Raw genomic sequence first — 17,824 nt, 5'->3', positions numbered from 1 at the left:
CGTGCGCGTCGACCTCGCCCCGCGCCGGCTCAGCGCCGTCGCCGGCGCCCCGAGCACCGTGACGGTCACCATCACCAACACGGACGACGTGATCAGCGGGTACTCCCTGCGCTGCCTCGGCGTCGACCCCGCCTGGGTCCGCACGGACACCGCCGAGCCCACGCTGTTCCCCGGCGAGAGCACCACGCTGACGCTGACGCTCGACCTGCCGGCCGAGCTGCCGGCCGGTGAGCGGCGGATGGCCGTGCAGGTGCGCGAGCTGACCGGCCCGGGGCGCACCGGCGTCGAGGAGCTGGTGATCGACGTCGCCGGTGCGCCGCGGGTGGACGTCACCCTGGAGCCGACGGTGGCCACCGGCGGACGGTCGGCGGCGTTCGCGGTCGCCGTGGAGAACAACGGCAACACCGCCGTGGACGGTGCGGTCGTCGGCAGCGACCCCGAGAAGGCGGTCCGGTTCACCTTCGACCCGTCCGAGTTCCACCTCAGCCCCGGCGAGCGGCTGGTGACGCAGCTGCGGACGACCGCGAAGCGGCCGCTGGTGGGCTCCCCCGAGCCGCGCTCGTTCGAGCTGCGGCTCGCCGAGCGCCCGCCGCTGCCCGCGCAGCTGGGCACGTGGGACGTGGCGGCGGCCGTCGAGCGGGCCGCCCGGGACGGTGCCGACCCGCTGGGCCGCCGGCCCGCGTCCCCGCCCGCAGCGGTGGGCGTCTTCGTGCAGAAGCCGCTGCTGGGCCGCGGGCTGCTGGCCATGGTCGGCCTGGTGGTGGCGATCTCCCTGTTCGCGGCCGTGATCACCACGGCGCTGGGCGGGGTGGTGCAGCGGTCCGCGGCCGACCGGGACGTCGCGCTGCAGGTGGCGCAGGCGCGCGACCAGAAGACGACCACCGGCACTTCGGCCCTCGGCGGTCAGGTGCGGCTGCTGTCCACCGGTGACGGGGTCGCGGCGGTGTCCGTGGACGCTTTCGACCAGGCCGACGCCACCACGCCGGTGGCCAGCACGGCGACCGACTCGGCCGGGGCCTTCCACATCGGCTCGTTGCCCGCCGGCTCGTACCTGCTGCGGTTCCGCGCCGCCGGGTTCGGCGAGGTCTGGTACCCGGCGGCCTCGGCGCAGGCCAAGGCGCAGCTGGTGCCGCTGGCGGCCGGGCAGGACGTGACCGACCTGGTCGCGGTGGTGGGCGGCGTGCCGGCGACGGTGTCCGGCACGGTGACCGGCACCGACCTGGCCGGTGCCGTCGTGCGGCTGGAGCTGCCGCTGGACACCGCGCCGCTGGCCGGCAAGGTGACGCCGCCGCCCGGTGAGGCGCCGGCGGGTGCGACGTCCGGTGCGGTGGTGCGCAGCGTGCCGGTGGGGGCGGACGGCAGCTTCGTGCTGGACCAGGTGCCGTCCCCCGCGGTGTACGACCTGGTGACGACGAAGACGGGCTACAGCACCCAGGTGCAGCGCCTCGACGTCGCCGCCGGGGAGAACCGGACCGGCATCCAGGTGCAGCTGCTGGACGGCGACGGTGCGATCAGCGGCGTGGTGTCCGGCGCCGGCGGGCCGGTGCCCGGGGCCACCGTCGTCGCCACGTTCGGGCAGGTGACCGTCCGCACCGTGACGCTGACGCAGGACACCCCCGGGGGGTTCACGCTGCGCGGCCTGCCGACCCCGGGCACGTTCACCGTGGTGGTCAGCGCACCCGGTTTCGCACCGGCCACCCTCAACCTCAACCTCGGCGCCGCCCAGACGCTCACCGGTGTGGCCGTCACCCTGGGCGCCGCCGCGGGCACCCTGTCCGGCACCGCCACGACGCCCGACGGCACCGGCGGGGTCACCGTGACGGTCACCGACGGCGGCGACACCCGCCAGACCGTCACGCAGAGCGGTGCACCGGTCGGCTCGTGGGCGATCTCGGGGCTGCACATCCCCAGCACCTACACGGTGACGTTCTCCCGCTCCGACCTGGAGTCGCAGGTGCTGTCGGTCAGCGTGGACGGGTTCGGCACGGTGACGGCCGGAGCGGCGAGCGCGACGGCGGTCGACGTGAAGATGCGGCCGGCCACCGCGCAGATCGTCGGCACCGTCTCGCAGAGCCCCGCCGGCGGCGGTACGGCGACGCCCGCCGGCAACGTGCAGATCAGCGCGAGCTCCGGGCAGGCGCAGTTCACCGTCACCTCGGCGTCCACCCCGGCCGGCAGCGTCGGCACCTACGCCATCCAAGGCCTGCCGCCGGGGACGTACACCGTGACGTTCAGCCGCAAGGGCACGCAGCCCACCTCGACGATCGTCACCCTCGCCGCCGGGCAGGTGCAGCGGCTCGACCCCGTGCTGGTCTCCCCCGCCGCGATCAGCGGCGTGGTCAGCCAGCGCGGCACGCCCACCGTCGGCGCCGTCGTGTCGCTGTACCTGGCCTCCCAGTACGGCACCGCGGCGCCGCCCGTGGCGACGGCCACCACCGACGGCAACGGCCACTACTCGTTCACCGACGTCGACGCGCCGCAGTTCTACCTGCTCGAGGTGCAGCTGTCGCCCAACGCGGCCGCTGCCGCCACGTCCCCCCCGACCACGTTGAACCCCAGCCAGCAGCTGGTGCTCGACATCCCGATCCCCTGAGGGACAAGCCGCCGATGAGCGCACAGCACCCGAGCAGGCCGACCGTCAGCGTGGCGGTCGAGCCCGGCGCGCACGCGCCCGCGGGCCGCGAGGCCACCGTCCGCGTGCACGTGCGCAACCTGGCCGACGGGCCCCGCGACATCATCGTGTCCGCCATCGGGCTGGACGGCGCCTGGCGTCCCCGCGCCGCACGCCTGGTCGGTGTCCCGGCCGACGCCACCGCGTCGACGGACGTCGCCGTCGGCATCGCCCGCGGTGCCCTGCCGGGCACGTACCCGTACGCGCTCGCGGTGCAGTCGCAGGTGCCGGGCGGCGCCGGTGACGGCGTCACGATGGTGGACACCGCGCTGGTGGTGGACTCGCCGAGCGCCGTGGTGCTCGCCGTGGAGCCGGCCGAGGCGACCGCCGTACGGGCGCGCCGCGTCGCGGTGGTGCTGAGCAACACCGGTGACCGGCCGGCGGACGTGCTGGTGGACGCCGTCGCGGCGGACCAGCTGCGCGTGCAGCTGCAGAGCCAGGTGGTCAGCGTCCCGGCGCACGCGACGGTCCGCCTGCCGGCCCGCGTCGCGGTGCACCGGCCGCGGCTGGTCGGGCCCCGCACGCGCACCACGTACTCGGTCAGCGCGCACGGCGACCAGGCGCCCGCGCACGCCCAGGCGGTGCTGACCGCCCGGCCGCTGCTGTCCTCCGGGGTGCTGCGGGGCGTGGCGATGGTCGCCGTGCTCGGGCTGTGGGTGGCCGGCGTGGCCGTCGGGCTGCCGTGGCTGTCGCACCGGGCCAGCCAGTCGGCGACGACGGCCGGGCAGGCCGCGGTGGCACCGGCGCCGGCCGGGACCGGTGGGACGGGCGGCACGGCAGCACCCGGGAAGGCCGGTGGGTCGACGGGCGGGAGCGGCGGCGCGGCCGGTGGGTCGGGCGGCGGTGCGGGCGGCGCGGCGACCGGTGTGCGCATCGGGGGGATCGTCACGGCCGCGGACCCGTCGGGCTTCCGCGTCGAGGTGGTGCCGGCGAGCCTGCTGATCGGCGACAGCGGCCCGGCACCAGCGGGCGGCGCGACGGCACCGGCCGGCGGGGCGTCGTCGGGCACCGCGTCCGGCACGGCCGCCGACGGCTCGTCGTCGGCCACGGCCTCGGGCGACGCGCAGACCGCCGGCGACGCCGTCTTCCGCACCGTCTCGAACGTCGTCGCCGCACCGGCCGTCCCGGTGTCCGCGCCCGTCGACCGCTCCGACCTCGGCAAGGTCGCGGCCGGCGCGCTGGCGCTGCAGGCCGTCGGACCGGCGGACGGCGCCCGCACCACGTCGTCCCTCAACGACGGCACGTGGGCCTTCGCCGGCATGTCGGCCCAGTCGAACTACCTGGTCACCATCTCCAAGCCCGGCTTCCAGACGCAGCGCTTCGAGCTCACCGGCGCGCAGGCGGCCGCCAACCCGCTCAAGGTGACGATGGTCGCCGGTGCCGGTCAGCTGTCCGGGCACATCACCGGCCCCGACGGCCCTCTCGGCGGCGTCGCCGTCACCATCACCGACGGCACCAACGTGGTGACCACCAGCAGCGCGACGCAGGGGAACGTCGGCTCCTGGTCGGTCACCGGCCTGTCGACGCCCAGCACCTACCTGGTCACCGCGGCGGCCACCCGGTACGGCGCCCAGTCGAGCCTGGTCTCGCTCGGCCCGGGCGGCAGCTCGGTGGTCGACCTGACGCTGTCGCACGGCGTCGCCTCGCTGGCCGGGACCGTCACCGGTCCGGACGCGCTCGGCGCGATCGGCGGCGTGGGCGGCCTCACGGTCACCGCGACCGACGGCACCACCACCCGCACGGCGTCGACGGTCACCTCCGGCCAGGTCGGCACCTTCGTGCTGGCCGACCTGCCGGTGCCGTCCACGTACACGGTGACGGTGAGCGGTCCGGGCTACGCCTCGCAGACCACCCAGCTGACTCTCGGCACCGGCTCGTCGGCGGCCCGGCTCGACATGCGGCTCGACCTGTCCACCGGCGTGGTGCAGGGCACGGTGCGCGAGCCGAGCGGGACGGGGCTCGGTGGCGCCGGCCTGAAGCTGACCGACGGCGTGAACACCTACAAGACGATGAGCACGTCGGACGCCGACGGCACGTTCCGGTTCAACGGCATCGCACCCGGCACCTACGTCCTCTCGGCGGACCTGTTCGGCCACCTGGCGGCGTTCGCCCCGGTGACCGTCGTCGCCGGCTCGGCCGCCACGGCGGACCTGGAGATGACGCCGATCCCCGGCTCCGGGCTGCTGTCCACGTCCGTGATCAAGGGGCGGGTGTCCGACGCCCGCACCAACGGCCAGATCACGTGCACCAACCTGGGCCTCGACCCCAGCGGCAAGCCCGAGGTCTGCCAGATCACCGTCACCATGACGGCGCCGGCGGCCGACGGGTCCACCCGCACCATCACCGTCACCTCGGCACCGGACCTCGAGTACGTGATCCCCGCGCCGGGCGACACCGGCCTGCTGCCCGGCCTGTACACGCTGACGGTCTCGGTTCCCGGCTACGAGCCCGGCACCGTCAAGGTCAAGGTGCCGATGGGCCAGACCGTCGAGGCGGCCCAGGTGGCGCTGTACCCGTCGCCGTCCGTCGTCGGCACCATCCTCACGCGGGTCGGCGCCGTGCCCGCCGGCACGTGCGTGATCGCCCGGCCCACCGGATCGACCACGCCCCTGGGCCCGTGCGCCGTCTCCACCGCGCCCGACGGCTCCGTCACCTGCACCATCACCGGCGGTGCGAAGTGCGCCGGCACCAAGCCGGACGGCTCGTACGCGCTCGAGCGCCTGGGCAGCGGCCAGTTCGACGTGTCGGTGCAGCCGGGCGACGACGAGTACCTGCCGGTCGCGCCCGTGTCGATCGTGCTGAGCCCCGGCGACGTGCGCCGGTACGACGCGACGATGGACCGGCTCGCCCGCGTCGCGGTCAGCGTCCTGTCCGACAGCGGCACGTCGTCGCTGGTGCCCGCGCCCGGCGCCGTCGTCACCGCCGTGCGCGTCTCGTCGGGCACCTACACGCCGCCCACCACGCCGTGGACCACGGGCACGGACGGCCAGGTGACCGTGACGCACCTGCCCGCCGGCTCCTACCGGTTCGACGTCACGTGGACCACCGTCCCGCCGGGTGCGACGTCCGCCGTACAGCTCAAGGCCTCGTCGCCGGTGCTGACGGTGGGCAACAACCAGGAGATCGCCACCCAGGTGGTGCTGACGCGCCCGCGCAACGCCTTCAGCGGCACCGTGGTCACCCAGCTGTCCTCGTCGGCGTTCACCCCGGTCGGCGGCGCCACCGTGCAGCTGACCGGTGTGACCGGATACTCCGGCCTGGTGCCGGTCACCACGTCGGTGCAGGTGACCACCGCGGCGGACGGCACGTTCCAGGTGGTGGCCAGCCCCGCCGACGTGACGTCGTCGTCGCAGGTGTACTTCCCGGTGGTGACCGACCAGCTCGACGTGACGGTGTCGTACACCGGCTCACCGGCGCCGTACCGCACGCTGATCAGGTCGAGCATCACCATCGCCGACCTGTCGTCCCCGCTGGTGCTCGAACCCACGGGCCGGCACTTCGACGGGACCATCACGTTCACCGGTGCACCCGCGCCGACGGACGCCGAGCTGGCCAGCACCACGTTCACCGTGGTCCAGGCACCACCCGGGGCCAGCAACGCCGGGCTGCAGGCGGTCGTCTCCGGAACCCCCGGCCAGGGCACGCTGGTGTGGTCCGACCCGTCGCAGCCCACCGACCCCGCCGGCGGCACGCTGGTGCGGCCCGGCACCTACCGGGTGACGGCATCGCTGCCCGGCTTCGACTCGCGGACGCTGACGTTCACCGTCCCCGTGCTGCCCACGGCGTACCCGACCGTCGCCTTCGACCTGCCGCGGTACGGCAACCTCACGGTGGCCGTGGTGACGGGCCCCGCGCCCGGCACCCCGGTGCAGGACCCGGTGGTCACGCTGATCCGCCCCGGCTCGGCCAACGTGACGCTGACGGCGATCCCCGGCACCAGCTCGGTGTCGTTCGGGCAGCTGCCGAGCGGGACCTACCAGGTGCTGGTGCAGGCCGCCGGGTTCGAGTTCGACACGTTCTCGGTGACGGTCGCCGCCGGGCAGGTGGACCCGATCCCGGTCACCGTGACCAAGCTCGGCTCGATCGGCGGGACGGTGTCCGTGCAGCGGTCCAGCGGCGTCACCGCGACGCTGGCCGGCGTGCTGGTGCGCGCCGCGCAGGCCGGCGGGCAGACGTTCACGGCCACCAGCGACGCCGCGGGTGCGTACCGGATCACCGGCACCACCACCACGCAGGGCCTGTCCGCCGGCACGTGGAACGTGACCATCCTCGCCGCCGGGTACAGCTTCGCCGACGGGTCCACGTCGGTGACCGTGACGGTGGGCGCCGGTGCGGACGTCACCCAGGACCTGCTGCTCAAGGCCAACCCGGTGGACCTGCGGCTGACCGTCTACGACCCCTCCGACCCGACGTCCACTGCGGTGAACGCCCTGGACGTCGCCCTGATCGGCGTGGACGGCACCAAGACGCAGGACTGCACCACGTCCACGTCCACCACGTGCCCGGTGCCGGCGCCGACCGGCGGCCTGTACGTGTTCACCGGCAACGACCCCGGCACGTACACCGTGGCCATCAACGGCGGCGGGTTCGCACCTCTGACCGTGAACATCACGCTGGCCGCCGGTGAGCCGACCATCCTCAGCCTGCCGATCGCGGTGCGCAGCAACACGGTGACCGGGACGGTGTCCGGCCAGGCCGGTGCCGCGGCGCCGGTGGCGCTGGACGGCGCGACGGTGCAGCTGAAGGACTCCGGCGGGACGGTGCTGAAGCAGACCACCACGGCGGCCGGTGCCTTCACGCTGACCGGCATCGCCGACGGCTCGTACTCGCTGGCGTTCGCGGCGACCGGGTACGGGTCCACCACCAGGGCGGTCACGCTGAGCGGCGGGCAGCTCTACTCGGCGGACATCGTGCTGTACACGGTGTCCCGGCAGGTGACGGTGACCGTGACGTCCCCGGAGGGCTTCGACCTGACCGGCGCGCTGGTGTCCCTGGTGCCGAACCCGCCGTCGGGCGGCCTCGCGCTCGCGGCGCAGCCGGCGGTGCGCACGGGGACCAGCACGTTCGCGACGACGTTCAACCAGGTGCCACCCGGCGCCTGGACCGCGACGGTGTCGGGCCCCGCCGGCCACGTCGGCACGTACACGGCGGCGGTGGCCGCCACGGACACCGCCGTCACGGTGACGGTCGACGAGCTGCGGATCCGGGTGACGGCCACGTCCGCCACGTCGGGCGCGCCGTCCATGCCGTTCACCATCACGCGCAGCAACGGCACCGCCTCCGGGACCACCGTGTACTCCGGCACCGCCGGCATCGACACGGGTGCCGAGGTGATCTACGTCGACCGGACGTCCAACTACACCGTGACGCCCAACGTGACGGGCTGGCAGGTGTCGCCGACGTCCGCCGCGGTCAGCACCACCGACCCCAGCGTGTCCGAGGTGACCACAGCCTTCGCGCTGTCCAAGTCGGCGAGCACCACCACGCTCGCCGTGTCGCCCACCACCATCTCCCCCGGCGACACCCTGACGCTGACGGCGACGGTCAGCCCGGCTTCGGGCAGCGCCTCCGGGCTCACCGGCGGCACGGTGACGTTCTTCCGGGACGGCGTCTCGCTCGGTGACGTCACCGTGTCGAGCAGCGGCGGCACCCGGACGGCCGTCCTGACACCCAGCACCACCGGCTGGGCCGGCGGCAGCACCACGTTCACCGCCCAGTTCAACGGGACGGCGACCTTCGCGTCCTCGACGTCCGCCGGCGTCGCAGTGACCGTGCGCTACGCGAGCACGACCGCGCTGACCTCCGACACCAGCACGTTCAAGGCCGGCACCGCCCAGCCGATCGTGCTGACCGCCACGGTGACGGGCGGCACCGGGACGGTGGGCGCGGGAACGGTGACGTTCAGCCGGGACGGCACCAGCCTGGGCACCGCGACGGTGAGCAACGGGACCGCGACGCTGACGGTGCCGGGCACGACGACGTCGACCTGGACCGCCGGCACCTCGACGCTGACGGCGGCCTACGCGCAGACGGCGACGCTGACCGCCTCGACCAGCGCGGGCGTGACGCTGACGATCACGCCGTGACCGCGGTGCTCGGCGCCCCGGCCTCTGGTGCGCATGCCGCCTCCCAGACTGCGCGACCGTCCTTGTAGACGCGTTCGTTGCCGCTGCTCATGCGGAGGCTTCCCGAGCAGAGGACTCCACCGGTTTGCCTGCATTCAGCACGGCGAGCGCGATCTGCGGGGTGAGGGCGGTCTTCATGCTGCTCGACTGGTTCAGCAGCGTGACGAGGGAAGCCATGTCCGGCGTGGGCATCGCGTCGGCCAGGCGAGTGATTGCGGCCAGTCCGCCGGCATGGAGAAGCTGCTGCCCGACCGGGCTGTTGACCAGCTGCCGTTGCAGCGCCTGGGAAGACAGGCCCTGCAGATCCAGCAGGCGCTCGCTGAGCTCGACCCCGTCGCGGTCGCCGTATCGGTGCGCCAGAGGCTGCAGGTAGGCCGACAGGCGGTCGCGGTCGACCAGTCCACGACGCACCCCGTCCGCGACGACGGTGGCGACGTGGTCCAGGTCGGTGCCGTCGCGCAGCAGGTCCGCGACGGCGCGCTCGACCGTCGTCGTCGGCAGGCCGTCCACCAGCGTGACGTCCGCGGGGGTCAGGTCGGCTCGGTGCAGACGCACACCGCGCCGTGTCTGGCGGCGGGTCGTCAGCGTCAGCTCGGGGATGTCGTGCAGCAGGTCCCCCAGGCCGTAGAGGTTGGCTGCCGAGGTGTGCGAGACGACCCCGCTGCCGATCGGGTCCCCGAGTCGCTCCTCGGCGGTGCGGGTGGGGTCGAGCGCGAGCCACGCGGCACGAAGCCGGCGGTGCTCGTCCGCCTGCGACGCGCTCACCGCGTAGACGCCGTGCTCGAGTCGCTCGAGCAGACCCTGGTCGGCGAGGCGAGCCAGCCGGTAGCGGGGCACGCCTTCACGCTCGGCCTGGCCGGCGGTCAGCAGGCCCCATTGGCCGGAGCTCAGCTGCGCCACGCGCGCAAGCACCACAGCGACTCGCTCCACGCTGCAATAGTAGCGAAAAGCGGCAACTATTGCAGTGATGGATCGTTTCGCCGAAGAGATCGATGCTGCATCCGTAGCGTCCCGCGCAACTATCGCAGCACTCCGTTTGACGCACCGCTGCGCAGCCGACAGCTGACCGCCTCGTCTCCACGCGGGCCCCTGGCCTTGTAGGTCCCGTGGGTCAGTAGTGCGTGCTGACCCACCACGCGATGCCGCCGATCGCCGCCATCGCCAGGTACCACCACCACGGGAAGCGCACCTTGGGCTGCTCGCGCGGCACCACCACGGGCACCACCACCACGGGCTCGGGCACCGGCAGCGGCACCGGGACGGGTGGCGGCGGCGGCACCATGTCGGCCCCGCAGCGCACGCAGACCACGGCCGACGGCAGGTTCAGCTCCTCGCACTCCGGGCACGGCACGGTGGCCAGCAGCATCGCGCCGGACGCGCCGGGCGAGCGCCGTCGGGCGTCGTCGGGACCGTCCTGCGGCGGGACGGTGCGGTCCTGCGGGCGGGCCCAGAACAGCGGGTAGTCGCACGTCGGGCAGAAGTCGTCGGCGTCGCGCCGGGCCAGCGCGACGGTGGAGGCCGTCCCGCACTCCGGGCAGACGATGGTCACCTCGGCCGGCGCGGGAGCCGCCACCGGCGCCGGGGCAGCCCCACCGAGCGCGGGCGTGCGGACCACGGCCGTCGGGGCCGTCTCCGGCCGCAGCGGCCCCGTCGGCGCCTGGAACGCCGGCACGCGGACGGGCTCAGCCACGTCGGCCTCCCTCGGCACGCGCGGCCGACCAGATGTCCCGGTCCCCCACCCACAGCTGCGCGCGCACGTGCGCGGGCACGTGGTCGGCGATCAGCGCGACGAAGTCGGCGTCGTCCAGCCCTCCGGTGGACTGGACGTGCATCACCACCCAGGCGTGATCGGCCGGCGCATCGCCCTCCCGCCACACGCCGCCGCCGTCCTCCACCAGGGCCGGGCCGCCGCTGAACAGCTCGAGGAAGCTCTGCAGGGCGCCGGGCGTGCCACGCCGCCGCATGGTGCGCGCCGCCGTGGTGACCAGGCGTCGCTGGGTCAGCTCCGGCAGGCCGGGGTCGATGCCGTCCAGGCCGATCCAGTCGGCCATCCAGCGCACCATCGCCGGCGGCGCCACCGTCGGGTCGGCCAGGTGGGGCAGGTTGTCGCCGTGCGCCAGCAGCGTGCCGGCCTCGGCCTGGAAGATCGAGACGAACCGCGCGAAGAACTCGTCGCTGACCATGCCGACCGGCAGCTGGTCCAGCAGCCACGTGTCGCGGGTCATCGGACCACCACCCGGTGCTCGGCGGACAGGAACAGCGTGTGGGGCTCGGGGTGCAGCACGTCGCGACCGCTGCCCAGGCGCCGGCCGGTGCGCAGGTCGTACTCGAACAGCTGCACCTCCTCGACCCGCTCCACCCCCTCGACCGCCTCGAGCAGCTGGGCGATCTCGGCCGCGGTGATGTCCTGGTCGAACGGCCACCCGGTGCCGGTCGGCCCGCCGGTCAGCGGGTTGACGTACCGGTCCACCACGGCGAGCACCCGCTGGCGCACCAGCGCAACCGGCCGCCCGGGCAGCGCCCTGACCAGGGCCGCCACGCTGACGCCCTGGTAGAAGGGCGTGCCGATCTCGACGGCCACACCGACGCAGCGGCGCTCCTCGAGCACGTCGGCGATCGCGTGAAGCAGCGGCTCGGACAGCGCGAAGTCGTCGATCTTGTGGGTGCGCGGGTCGGTGCGCACCTGCGGCACCACCAGCACGCGCACGGCACCGTTCTCGGTCGCGGTGCCCGGCAGGCATCGGGCGCGCGCCACCTCGACGGAGGTCTCGCGCGTCAGCCGCTCGTAGTCCCCGGCGGTGACGGCCCGCTGCCCGGTGCGCAGCGACAGGGGCCCGCGCACCTTCGCCTCGTCCACCGTCTCCGCGTCGACGCCGCCGGCGGCGGGCACCAGGTTCACCACGCTGGCGACGAGCGGCAGCGTGGACCGCAGCTCGGTCAGCGTGCGGGCGCCGACGTTCCCCGCCGCACCGCCGCCGTGCCGGTAGCCCGTCACCTGCACCAGGGCACCGTCCGGCGGGATCGCGCCGTGCTGGCGCACCGACCCGTCGGGGTACCGCACCCGCGGCCCGAACCGCACCACGCCGGTGGACGACTCCCACACCACGTGCCGGTCCGCCGGCCCGGACTCGGAGAAGTCGGCCACCTCGGTCCAGTCTTCGGCGCCGACCGTCGTCACCACCCGCACGTGCTCGCCGTCGCGCCGCGCGGCCACTGGCACCGACGCGACGCGGAACTGCTGCGCCGGCACGCCGACCGACCGGCCCAGGTTCTCCGGCCCCACCGTCATCGCGTGCTCGGCCGGCACCGTCAGGCCCACCACCTCGGCCCGCACCGACTGCAGCCGCGGCGACGCCTGGTACGTCGGCTGCCCGGGTGCCGGGCGCACCAGGCGCACCCGCAGCCAGTACGCCGTCGTGCCCGCGAGCATCAGCGCGGCGTGCGCCTGCGGCACCAGCAGCACGATCTGCCCGTCGCGGTTCAGCCCGCCCGTGGTGTCCTGCTGCACGCGCACCGGCGTCCACGCCTCACCCGTCCACACGTCCCACGCCAGCGGCGGGTTGGTGGGGTCGACGCCGATGCCCTGCGCGGACGCCTGGACCGTCAGCCGCAGCGCCGCGCCGGCCAGGGACTCGGCGAAGCCGAACAGGGTCGCGTCACCGGGCTCGAGCGGGTCGGAGACGAAGCAGGTCACGGCGCTGCCGGGGTAGGTCAGGTCCTCCCAGGCGTCCACCGTCTGCTCGCCGCGGGCCCGTGCCGAGTGCGCGGCGACCATCCGCGGCGGGCTGACCACCGCCTCGTGCTCGGTGGAGAACACCACGGCGTCCACCGCACTCGTGGACGTGGTCACCTCGGTGCCGGCCGGGATGGTCAGCGGCCGCTCGGACGGCGCCGAGAGCCAGAACGTCACGTCGGTCCGGGCCACCGACGGCGGGAACGGTTCGATGCCGGCGAGGTTGAGGAAGTGCACGTACAGCCGCTCGGGCACCTGGTTCACCCGGAACAGCACCATCTCGCTCATCCACGCGAACAGCTCGATCAGCGCGACGCCCGGGTCGGACACGTTGTGGTTGGTCCACTCGGGGGTGAACCGCGGGATCAGCCGCTTGGTCTCGTCGACGATGTCCTGGAAGGACCGGTCGTCGAGGTTCGGAGGGGGGATCGGCGGCATCAGGAGTCCTCACGCGGGATCACGTAGAAGGGGTAGACGAGGTTGCGGCGGTCGTTCGTCGCACGGACCCGGTAGCGGATGGCGATGCGGACCAGGCCGCCGTCGTCCTCGTCCTGCACCGGCTCGACGTCCTCCACCTCGACGCGCGGCTCCCACTGGGCGAGGGCGTCCCGCACCGCCTCGGCGATCAGGCCGAGCAGGTTCGCGTTGACCGGCTCGAACAGCAGGTCCCAGATGCGGCAGCCGAACTGGGGTCGCATCACGCGCTCGCCGGGGGCGGTCAGCAGCACCACGCGGATGGACCGGTCGAGGTCCTCCGGGCCCTGGGTGAGCCGGATCGCGCCGCGGTGGTCCACCTCGAGGGGCCAGCTGAACCCGCGCCCGATGAACGACGCGTCGGGGACGGCCTGCGTGGGGTCAGGGATCGAGAGGCTCATCAGTTGATCTGCACCATCGATCCCTTGACGGCGGTGATGCCGGAGGACTGCAGCGTGGCGGTCCCGTCGGCCTTCAGGTCCACCTCGGGGGCGGAGGCGGCCACCTTCGCGGTGCCCTTGGCGGTCACCTGGACGCCCTCGAGCGTGAGGTCCTGGGTCGCCTTGATGGAGATGGTCGTGCCGGACAGCGTGATGGCGCCGTTGCCGTCGAGCTTGATGGACGACGAGCCCGAGGCGATGGTCAGCGGCACGCCGTCGGGCAGCGTCAGGTCGGCCTTGTCCTTGCCGATCCGGAGCCGCGCCTCACCGCCCGCGAGCGCGAGCCGGATGTGCTGGGTGTCGGGGCCCGTCCCGTCGGCCAGCTCGACGACGTGACCCAGCCGGGACGTCAGCGTGCGGTGCGCCACCGCGCCGTCGGCCACCAGGCTGGTCGGGATCTTGTCCTTGGTGCCGAACAGCCCGCCGAGCACCACGGGCCGGCGCACGTCGCCGCCCTCGAAGCCGACCAGCACCTCGTCGCCGACCTCGGGCAGGAACACCATGCCCCGGTCGGCACCGCCGCCGAGCACCGCCAGCCGGGCCCACTGCGACTCGATGGTGCTGTCCAGGCCGGGCAGCGACACCTTGACCCGGCCTGCTGCCTGCGGGTCCTGGTCGATGGCGGAGACCAGTCCCACTACCAGCCCGTCGTGCGTGAAGCTCGACCCGTTCCCCGTCGCGATCGTCGGTGCGACGAGCGTGCCCGGCTCCCGGTCCCCCGCGACGAAGCTGGTGTGGAACCCGGCCGGCCGGTAGGTGTGCTCCACCTCGCGCACGTAGTACGTGCCGGAGGACGGACCGCCGTCGCGGACCTGCACCAGCACCCCGGGTCGCAGCGTCGGCGTGATCTCGCAGCGTCCCCGGGCCAGCACCGCGCCGTTCAGCCGGCCGACGGCCTTGGCCAGCGCCTCGGCGTCCGACTGGTCCACCGGCCCGGCCTGCGCGTCCAGCACGGTCGCCGCCGCCAGCCCGGAGGTCGGCGCCAGGGACCCCAGCCCGTCCGGCACGGCCGACCGGCTGGTCTGCGCGTCGCCCACCACCTCGGTCTTCTTCAGGTGGTCCCAGCCGCGCACCCGCACCGAGCTGGGCGCATCGGCGTACACCCGGGCGGAGAACTCCCGCAGGCTGTCGCCCACGGTGAGCCGCACGGCTGCCGACCCGGTCCCGTCCGGCAGGGCCCACGCCCGGAACGTCGAACCGTCCATCTCCCAGTCCAGCCCGTTGCGCCGGCACAGCTCGTCGACGAAGGCGAGGTCGGTGTCGGTCTGCAGCGTGTACTCCAGCACCGCGGAGGTGGCCGTCACGGACGGGCTCGCGCCGGCGGCGCGCACCACCTTCTCGACGATCTGCGAGGCGGTGACCTTGAGGTACGTCGCCGCCCGGGCCGACCGGCTCAGCTCGAAGGCCAGGTCCTCCGCGACGACGTGCAGCTCCGGCTGGCCCCCGTCGCGGTGCTCCACCCCGGTGGACGTCACCTTGCCCTGGAACACCACGGTCGCGGTGGCACCCTGCTCGACGCCCTTGGCGGTGACCCGCACCGGCGTGCCGACCTTGAGCTTGCTCGCCTGCGCGAGCGTGTAGCCGGGGTCGACGAACCGCATGGTGCAGCGCCCGATGGTGCGGACGGCGCGCCGCACGCGCAGCTCGACCAGCGCGTTGCTCCAGGCGGCGGGCAGCTCGGTGCCGTTGGCGGCGACCACCGGGGCCAGCGCCATGCCGTCGGAGGCGAGGGGGGCGACGGACACGCTCACACCTCCAGCCGCGGGATGGACAGCCGGGAACCGGGACGCAGCGACAGCGGGTCCTCGATGCCGTTGGCCACGGCGAGCGTCCGCCAGCGGGTCGCGTCGCCGTAGTACCGGGCGGCGATGCGGTCCAGCGTCTCGCCGGGCTGCACCTGGTGGACCCGGTGCGGGCGCGGCGTGCCGGAGGTGGGGTTCTGGGGGCCGAACGCGTGCGACTCCTCGTACTGGCGCAGCACCAGCGCGAGGGTGGCGCGCAGCGGGACACCGGTGGACGAGAAGTAGGTGAACGTCAGGTCCAGGTGAGCGATGACGGCCTTGAACGAGTGCAGGTCGCCCCAGTGGAACGTCACGTACGGCGGCCGGGCGTTGTGGGTGGCGTCGTTGGCGCCCGGCAACGACGGGTCCACCTCCATCAGCCCGAGGATCTTGCCGGTGTACCGGGTGACGGCCGTGCCGTCGTTGGTCGTGTCGAAGAACAGCTCGACGGCCATCGTCGCCGGCCGGGCACCGGCGTAGCGCAGCCGCGGCACGCCCCGGCCCGGCATCGACTCCCCCGCCCAGCTGTTGCTACGCGTGATCGCCAGCTGCGCCGGGTTGAACAGGCACGGCAGGCGCTCGCCGCTCTCGATCTCCAGGAACGCCTTCTCGGTCGCGGCCATCAGAACACCCCCGGCATCCGGCGGCGCCCGCGCCGCTCGAGCTCCTCGACCACGCGGTCCTCCAACCGCTCCACCACCCGGTCGACCAGCTCGTCCATCACCTCGGGCGGGAACGCGGCCTGCGACGGGTCCTCGGGCGGGGACCAGGACCGGCTGACGCGGTCCGCGGCGCTCGGGGTCATGACGGCTCCCTCGGTGGTGCGCAGGACGGTGGCGGCGCTGGGGACGCCCGGGGTTCCGACGGGGCCGGCAGGGCCGCCGACGGGGCCGCCCGAGCCGGTGCCGAACGCCGTGCCCGCCCAGCCGGTGCGGCCGGCGGAGGTGCTCTCGAACGCACCGGCCGCCTCGGCTGCGACCAGGGCGGCGAGCCGCGCCGGGACGGACCCCGCTGGCGATCCTGCGCTGGACGGTGCGGGGGCGGCCGCGGAGCGACGCACTGCGTCGGCGGGGCCGGACGGCGCAGGGCGGTCCGACGGCCGTCGGCCGGCGCGGGCCGACGACGGCTCGGGCGGCCCTCCCGGTCGAGCACCGAGGCCCGTGGTGCGCGGCGGCAGCACGACGAAACCGGAGGCGACCCCGGACAGCTCCACCGGCGCACCGGCGCTGCGGTGCAGGGTCAGTGCCGCGGCGGGGGTGCGGTGCAGGGTGGGTGCCGCGCCGGCGCTGCGGCGAGACGTGGCGGCCGCGGACGCGCGGCGGACGGCTGTCGACGGGGCGGCCTCGACGGGCCCGGCGGTGCCCGACACGGCTGCGCCGAGCAGCGCGCTCGCACTGCGTCGGACGTCTCCAGGCGCAGGTGCGGAGACGGGCGTCGATCGTCCCCCGGTGGCCACGAGCGGACGGACGGTCGCTGCCGCGGGAGCTGCTCGTCGGCGCATCGGCGCACGAGGTCCGTCCGGGCCGCCCGGTCGGTTCGGCGACGCGGGCGTGCCGGGTCCGTCCGGACCGACGATGCCGAGCGACCAGGAGCGACGTCCGGGTGCGGCCTCGACCCGCCGCACCGGTGCCGTGCGACCCGCGTCCGTCCGCACGCCGCCCCGCGTCCCCGCCGCAGCAGGCAGCACGCCGCGCGGCGCCACGCGCTGCAGCGACGTCCCCCCGGAGACGAGTGCTGCGCCGCGACCCCGATCGGCGGCCGCGCCCCCCTCGGCCACCACGGTCAGCGCTCCGCCATGGCGGGCGGACACGACGGCCGATGCTGCTCCGTGGCGCACCGCGCGTCCGGCACTGGCCGCGCTGCCGACCAGCCCGTCGTCGACGCCGTGCCCGACGGCCAACCGGTCGATCGCCACCGGCAACCCGGTGTACCGGCGCACGTTCGCGGCGCGGCGCGGGCGCCGCGACGTCCCGGCGCCGTGCACGACGGCATCCGGAACCTCGAGTCCCTGTGCCGGGACGGACGTCGGTCGGGCATGGGCGTCGGCGGCCGCGGTGGGCTGCGCGGCGATCGGCGGGGCAGCAGCCGTTGGGGCCGGTTGAGCAGCCGCCGGCTGCGCGGAGGCGTGAGCTGGAGCAGCGTCCGGCTGCGCAGCGCTCGGCTGCGCCGGCGCGGCGACGGCTGCGGTCAGCTGGGCAGGGGTCGGCTGGGCAGGGGTCGGCTGGGCAGGCGTCGGCACGCCCGCGGTGCGCTGCACGGTGGTCGGCGCCGTCGGGGCGGGCTGCGCCGCGGTCGGCTGTGCGATCTCCGACGGCACGGCGGCGGACTCGGCGAGCGGGGCCGGAGCCGCAGTGCCGCGGGTCACCGGCGACGACGTCAGAGGCGCTGCCGATGCCGCCGCGGAGGTTGCAGGGGCCGGTGTCCGCATCGCGCCGGAGCCATCGCCCCTGGTCGGACGCGTCTTCGAGGACGAACCTGCGGAGCGGGCACCAGCGTCGGACCGCACTCGTCCGCCGCCGACCGGAGCGCCGACCGCCCCCGCGCCCGCGGGCCGCAGGCGCACGGGCGCGCCCAGTGCGCGCCGCAACGGTCGGCCCGCC

10 protein-coding genes are annotated in these 17,824 nt (G+C 74.8%); 2 read left to right on the top strand and 8 right to left on the bottom strand.

Annotated features, from left to right (window positions below):
- The first annotated feature begins 1 nt into the window (after position 1).
- On the top strand, positions 2-2,593 hold the full coding sequence (locus N0B34_RS10415; RefSeq protein ID WP_263731324.1) for a carboxypeptidase-like regulatory domain-containing protein: 2,592 nt from the start codon (positions 2-4) through the stop codon (positions 2,591-2,593).
- Positions 2,594-2,607: 14 nt separating this feature from the next.
- Positions 2,608-8,757, top strand: a complete 6,150-nt coding sequence (locus N0B34_RS10410) for a beta strand repeat-containing protein (protein WP_263731323.1) — start codon at positions 2,608-2,610, stop codon at positions 8,755-8,757.
- A gap of 87 nt (positions 8,758-8,844) precedes the next feature.
- Here the strand turns inward: N0B34_RS10410 and N0B34_RS10405 are convergent, their stop codons facing one another.
- From N0B34_RS10405 to N0B34_RS10370, 8 genes are all read right to left on the bottom strand, one after another.
- The gene (locus N0B34_RS10405) at positions 8,845-9,726 is read right to left on the bottom strand and encodes a type IV toxin-antitoxin system AbiEi family antitoxin domain-containing protein (protein ID WP_263731322.1); all 882 of its coding nucleotides are present in this window, start codon (positions 9,724-9,726) and stop codon (positions 8,845-8,847) included.
- A gap of 181 nt (positions 9,727-9,907) precedes the next feature.
- The gene (locus N0B34_RS10400; protein ID WP_263731321.1) at positions 9,908-10,486 is read right to left on the bottom strand and encodes a hypothetical protein; all 579 of its coding nucleotides are present in this window, start codon (positions 10,484-10,486) and stop codon (positions 9,908-9,910) included.
- Positions 10,479-11,021 carry a phage tail protein gene (locus tag N0B34_RS10395; protein WP_263731320.1) on the bottom strand — a complete coding sequence of 181 codons (543 nt, stop codon included), beginning with the start codon at positions 11,019-11,021 and terminating at the stop codon, positions 10,479-10,481. Before N0B34_RS10395 ends, N0B34_RS10400 begins: the two co-directional genes overlap by 8 nt.
- On the bottom strand, positions 11,018-12,967 hold the full coding sequence (locus N0B34_RS10390; protein WP_263731319.1) for a putative baseplate assembly protein: 1,950 nt from the start codon (positions 12,965-12,967) through the stop codon (positions 11,018-11,020). Before N0B34_RS10390 ends, N0B34_RS10395 begins: the two co-directional genes overlap by 4 nt.
- On the bottom strand, positions 12,967-13,404 hold the full coding sequence (locus N0B34_RS10385) for a GPW/gp25 family protein (protein WP_263731318.1): 438 nt from the start codon (positions 13,402-13,404) through the stop codon (positions 12,967-12,969). The genes N0B34_RS10390 and N0B34_RS10385 overlap by 1 nt, the downstream gene beginning before the upstream one ends.
- Positions 13,404-15,188: a phage baseplate assembly protein V gene (locus N0B34_RS10380; RefSeq protein WP_263731317.1), complete on the bottom strand. Its 1,785-nt coding sequence runs from the start codon at positions 15,186-15,188 to the stop codon at positions 13,404-13,406. Before N0B34_RS10380 ends, N0B34_RS10385 begins: the two co-directional genes overlap by 1 nt.
- A gap of 2 nt (positions 15,189-15,190) precedes the next feature.
- Positions 15,191-15,847, bottom strand: a complete 657-nt coding sequence (locus N0B34_RS10375; RefSeq protein ID WP_263731316.1) for a LysM peptidoglycan-binding domain-containing protein — start codon at positions 15,845-15,847, stop codon at positions 15,191-15,193.
- Complete coding sequence (locus N0B34_RS10370; RefSeq protein ID WP_263731315.1) at positions 15,847-17,589, bottom strand: hypothetical protein; 1,743 nt, start codon at positions 17,587-17,589, stop codon at positions 15,847-15,849. Before N0B34_RS10370 ends, N0B34_RS10375 begins: the two co-directional genes overlap by 1 nt.
- Positions 17,590-17,824 lie beyond the last annotated feature (235 nt).

The organism is Cellulomonas sp. SG140 (assembly GCF_025770785.1).
GTDB lineage: Bacteria > Actinomycetota > Actinomycetes > Actinomycetales > Cellulomonadaceae > Cellulomonas.
The sequence above is the reverse complement of the archived record's forward strand: the minus strand, read 5'-3'. Positions and strand labels throughout refer to the sequence as shown.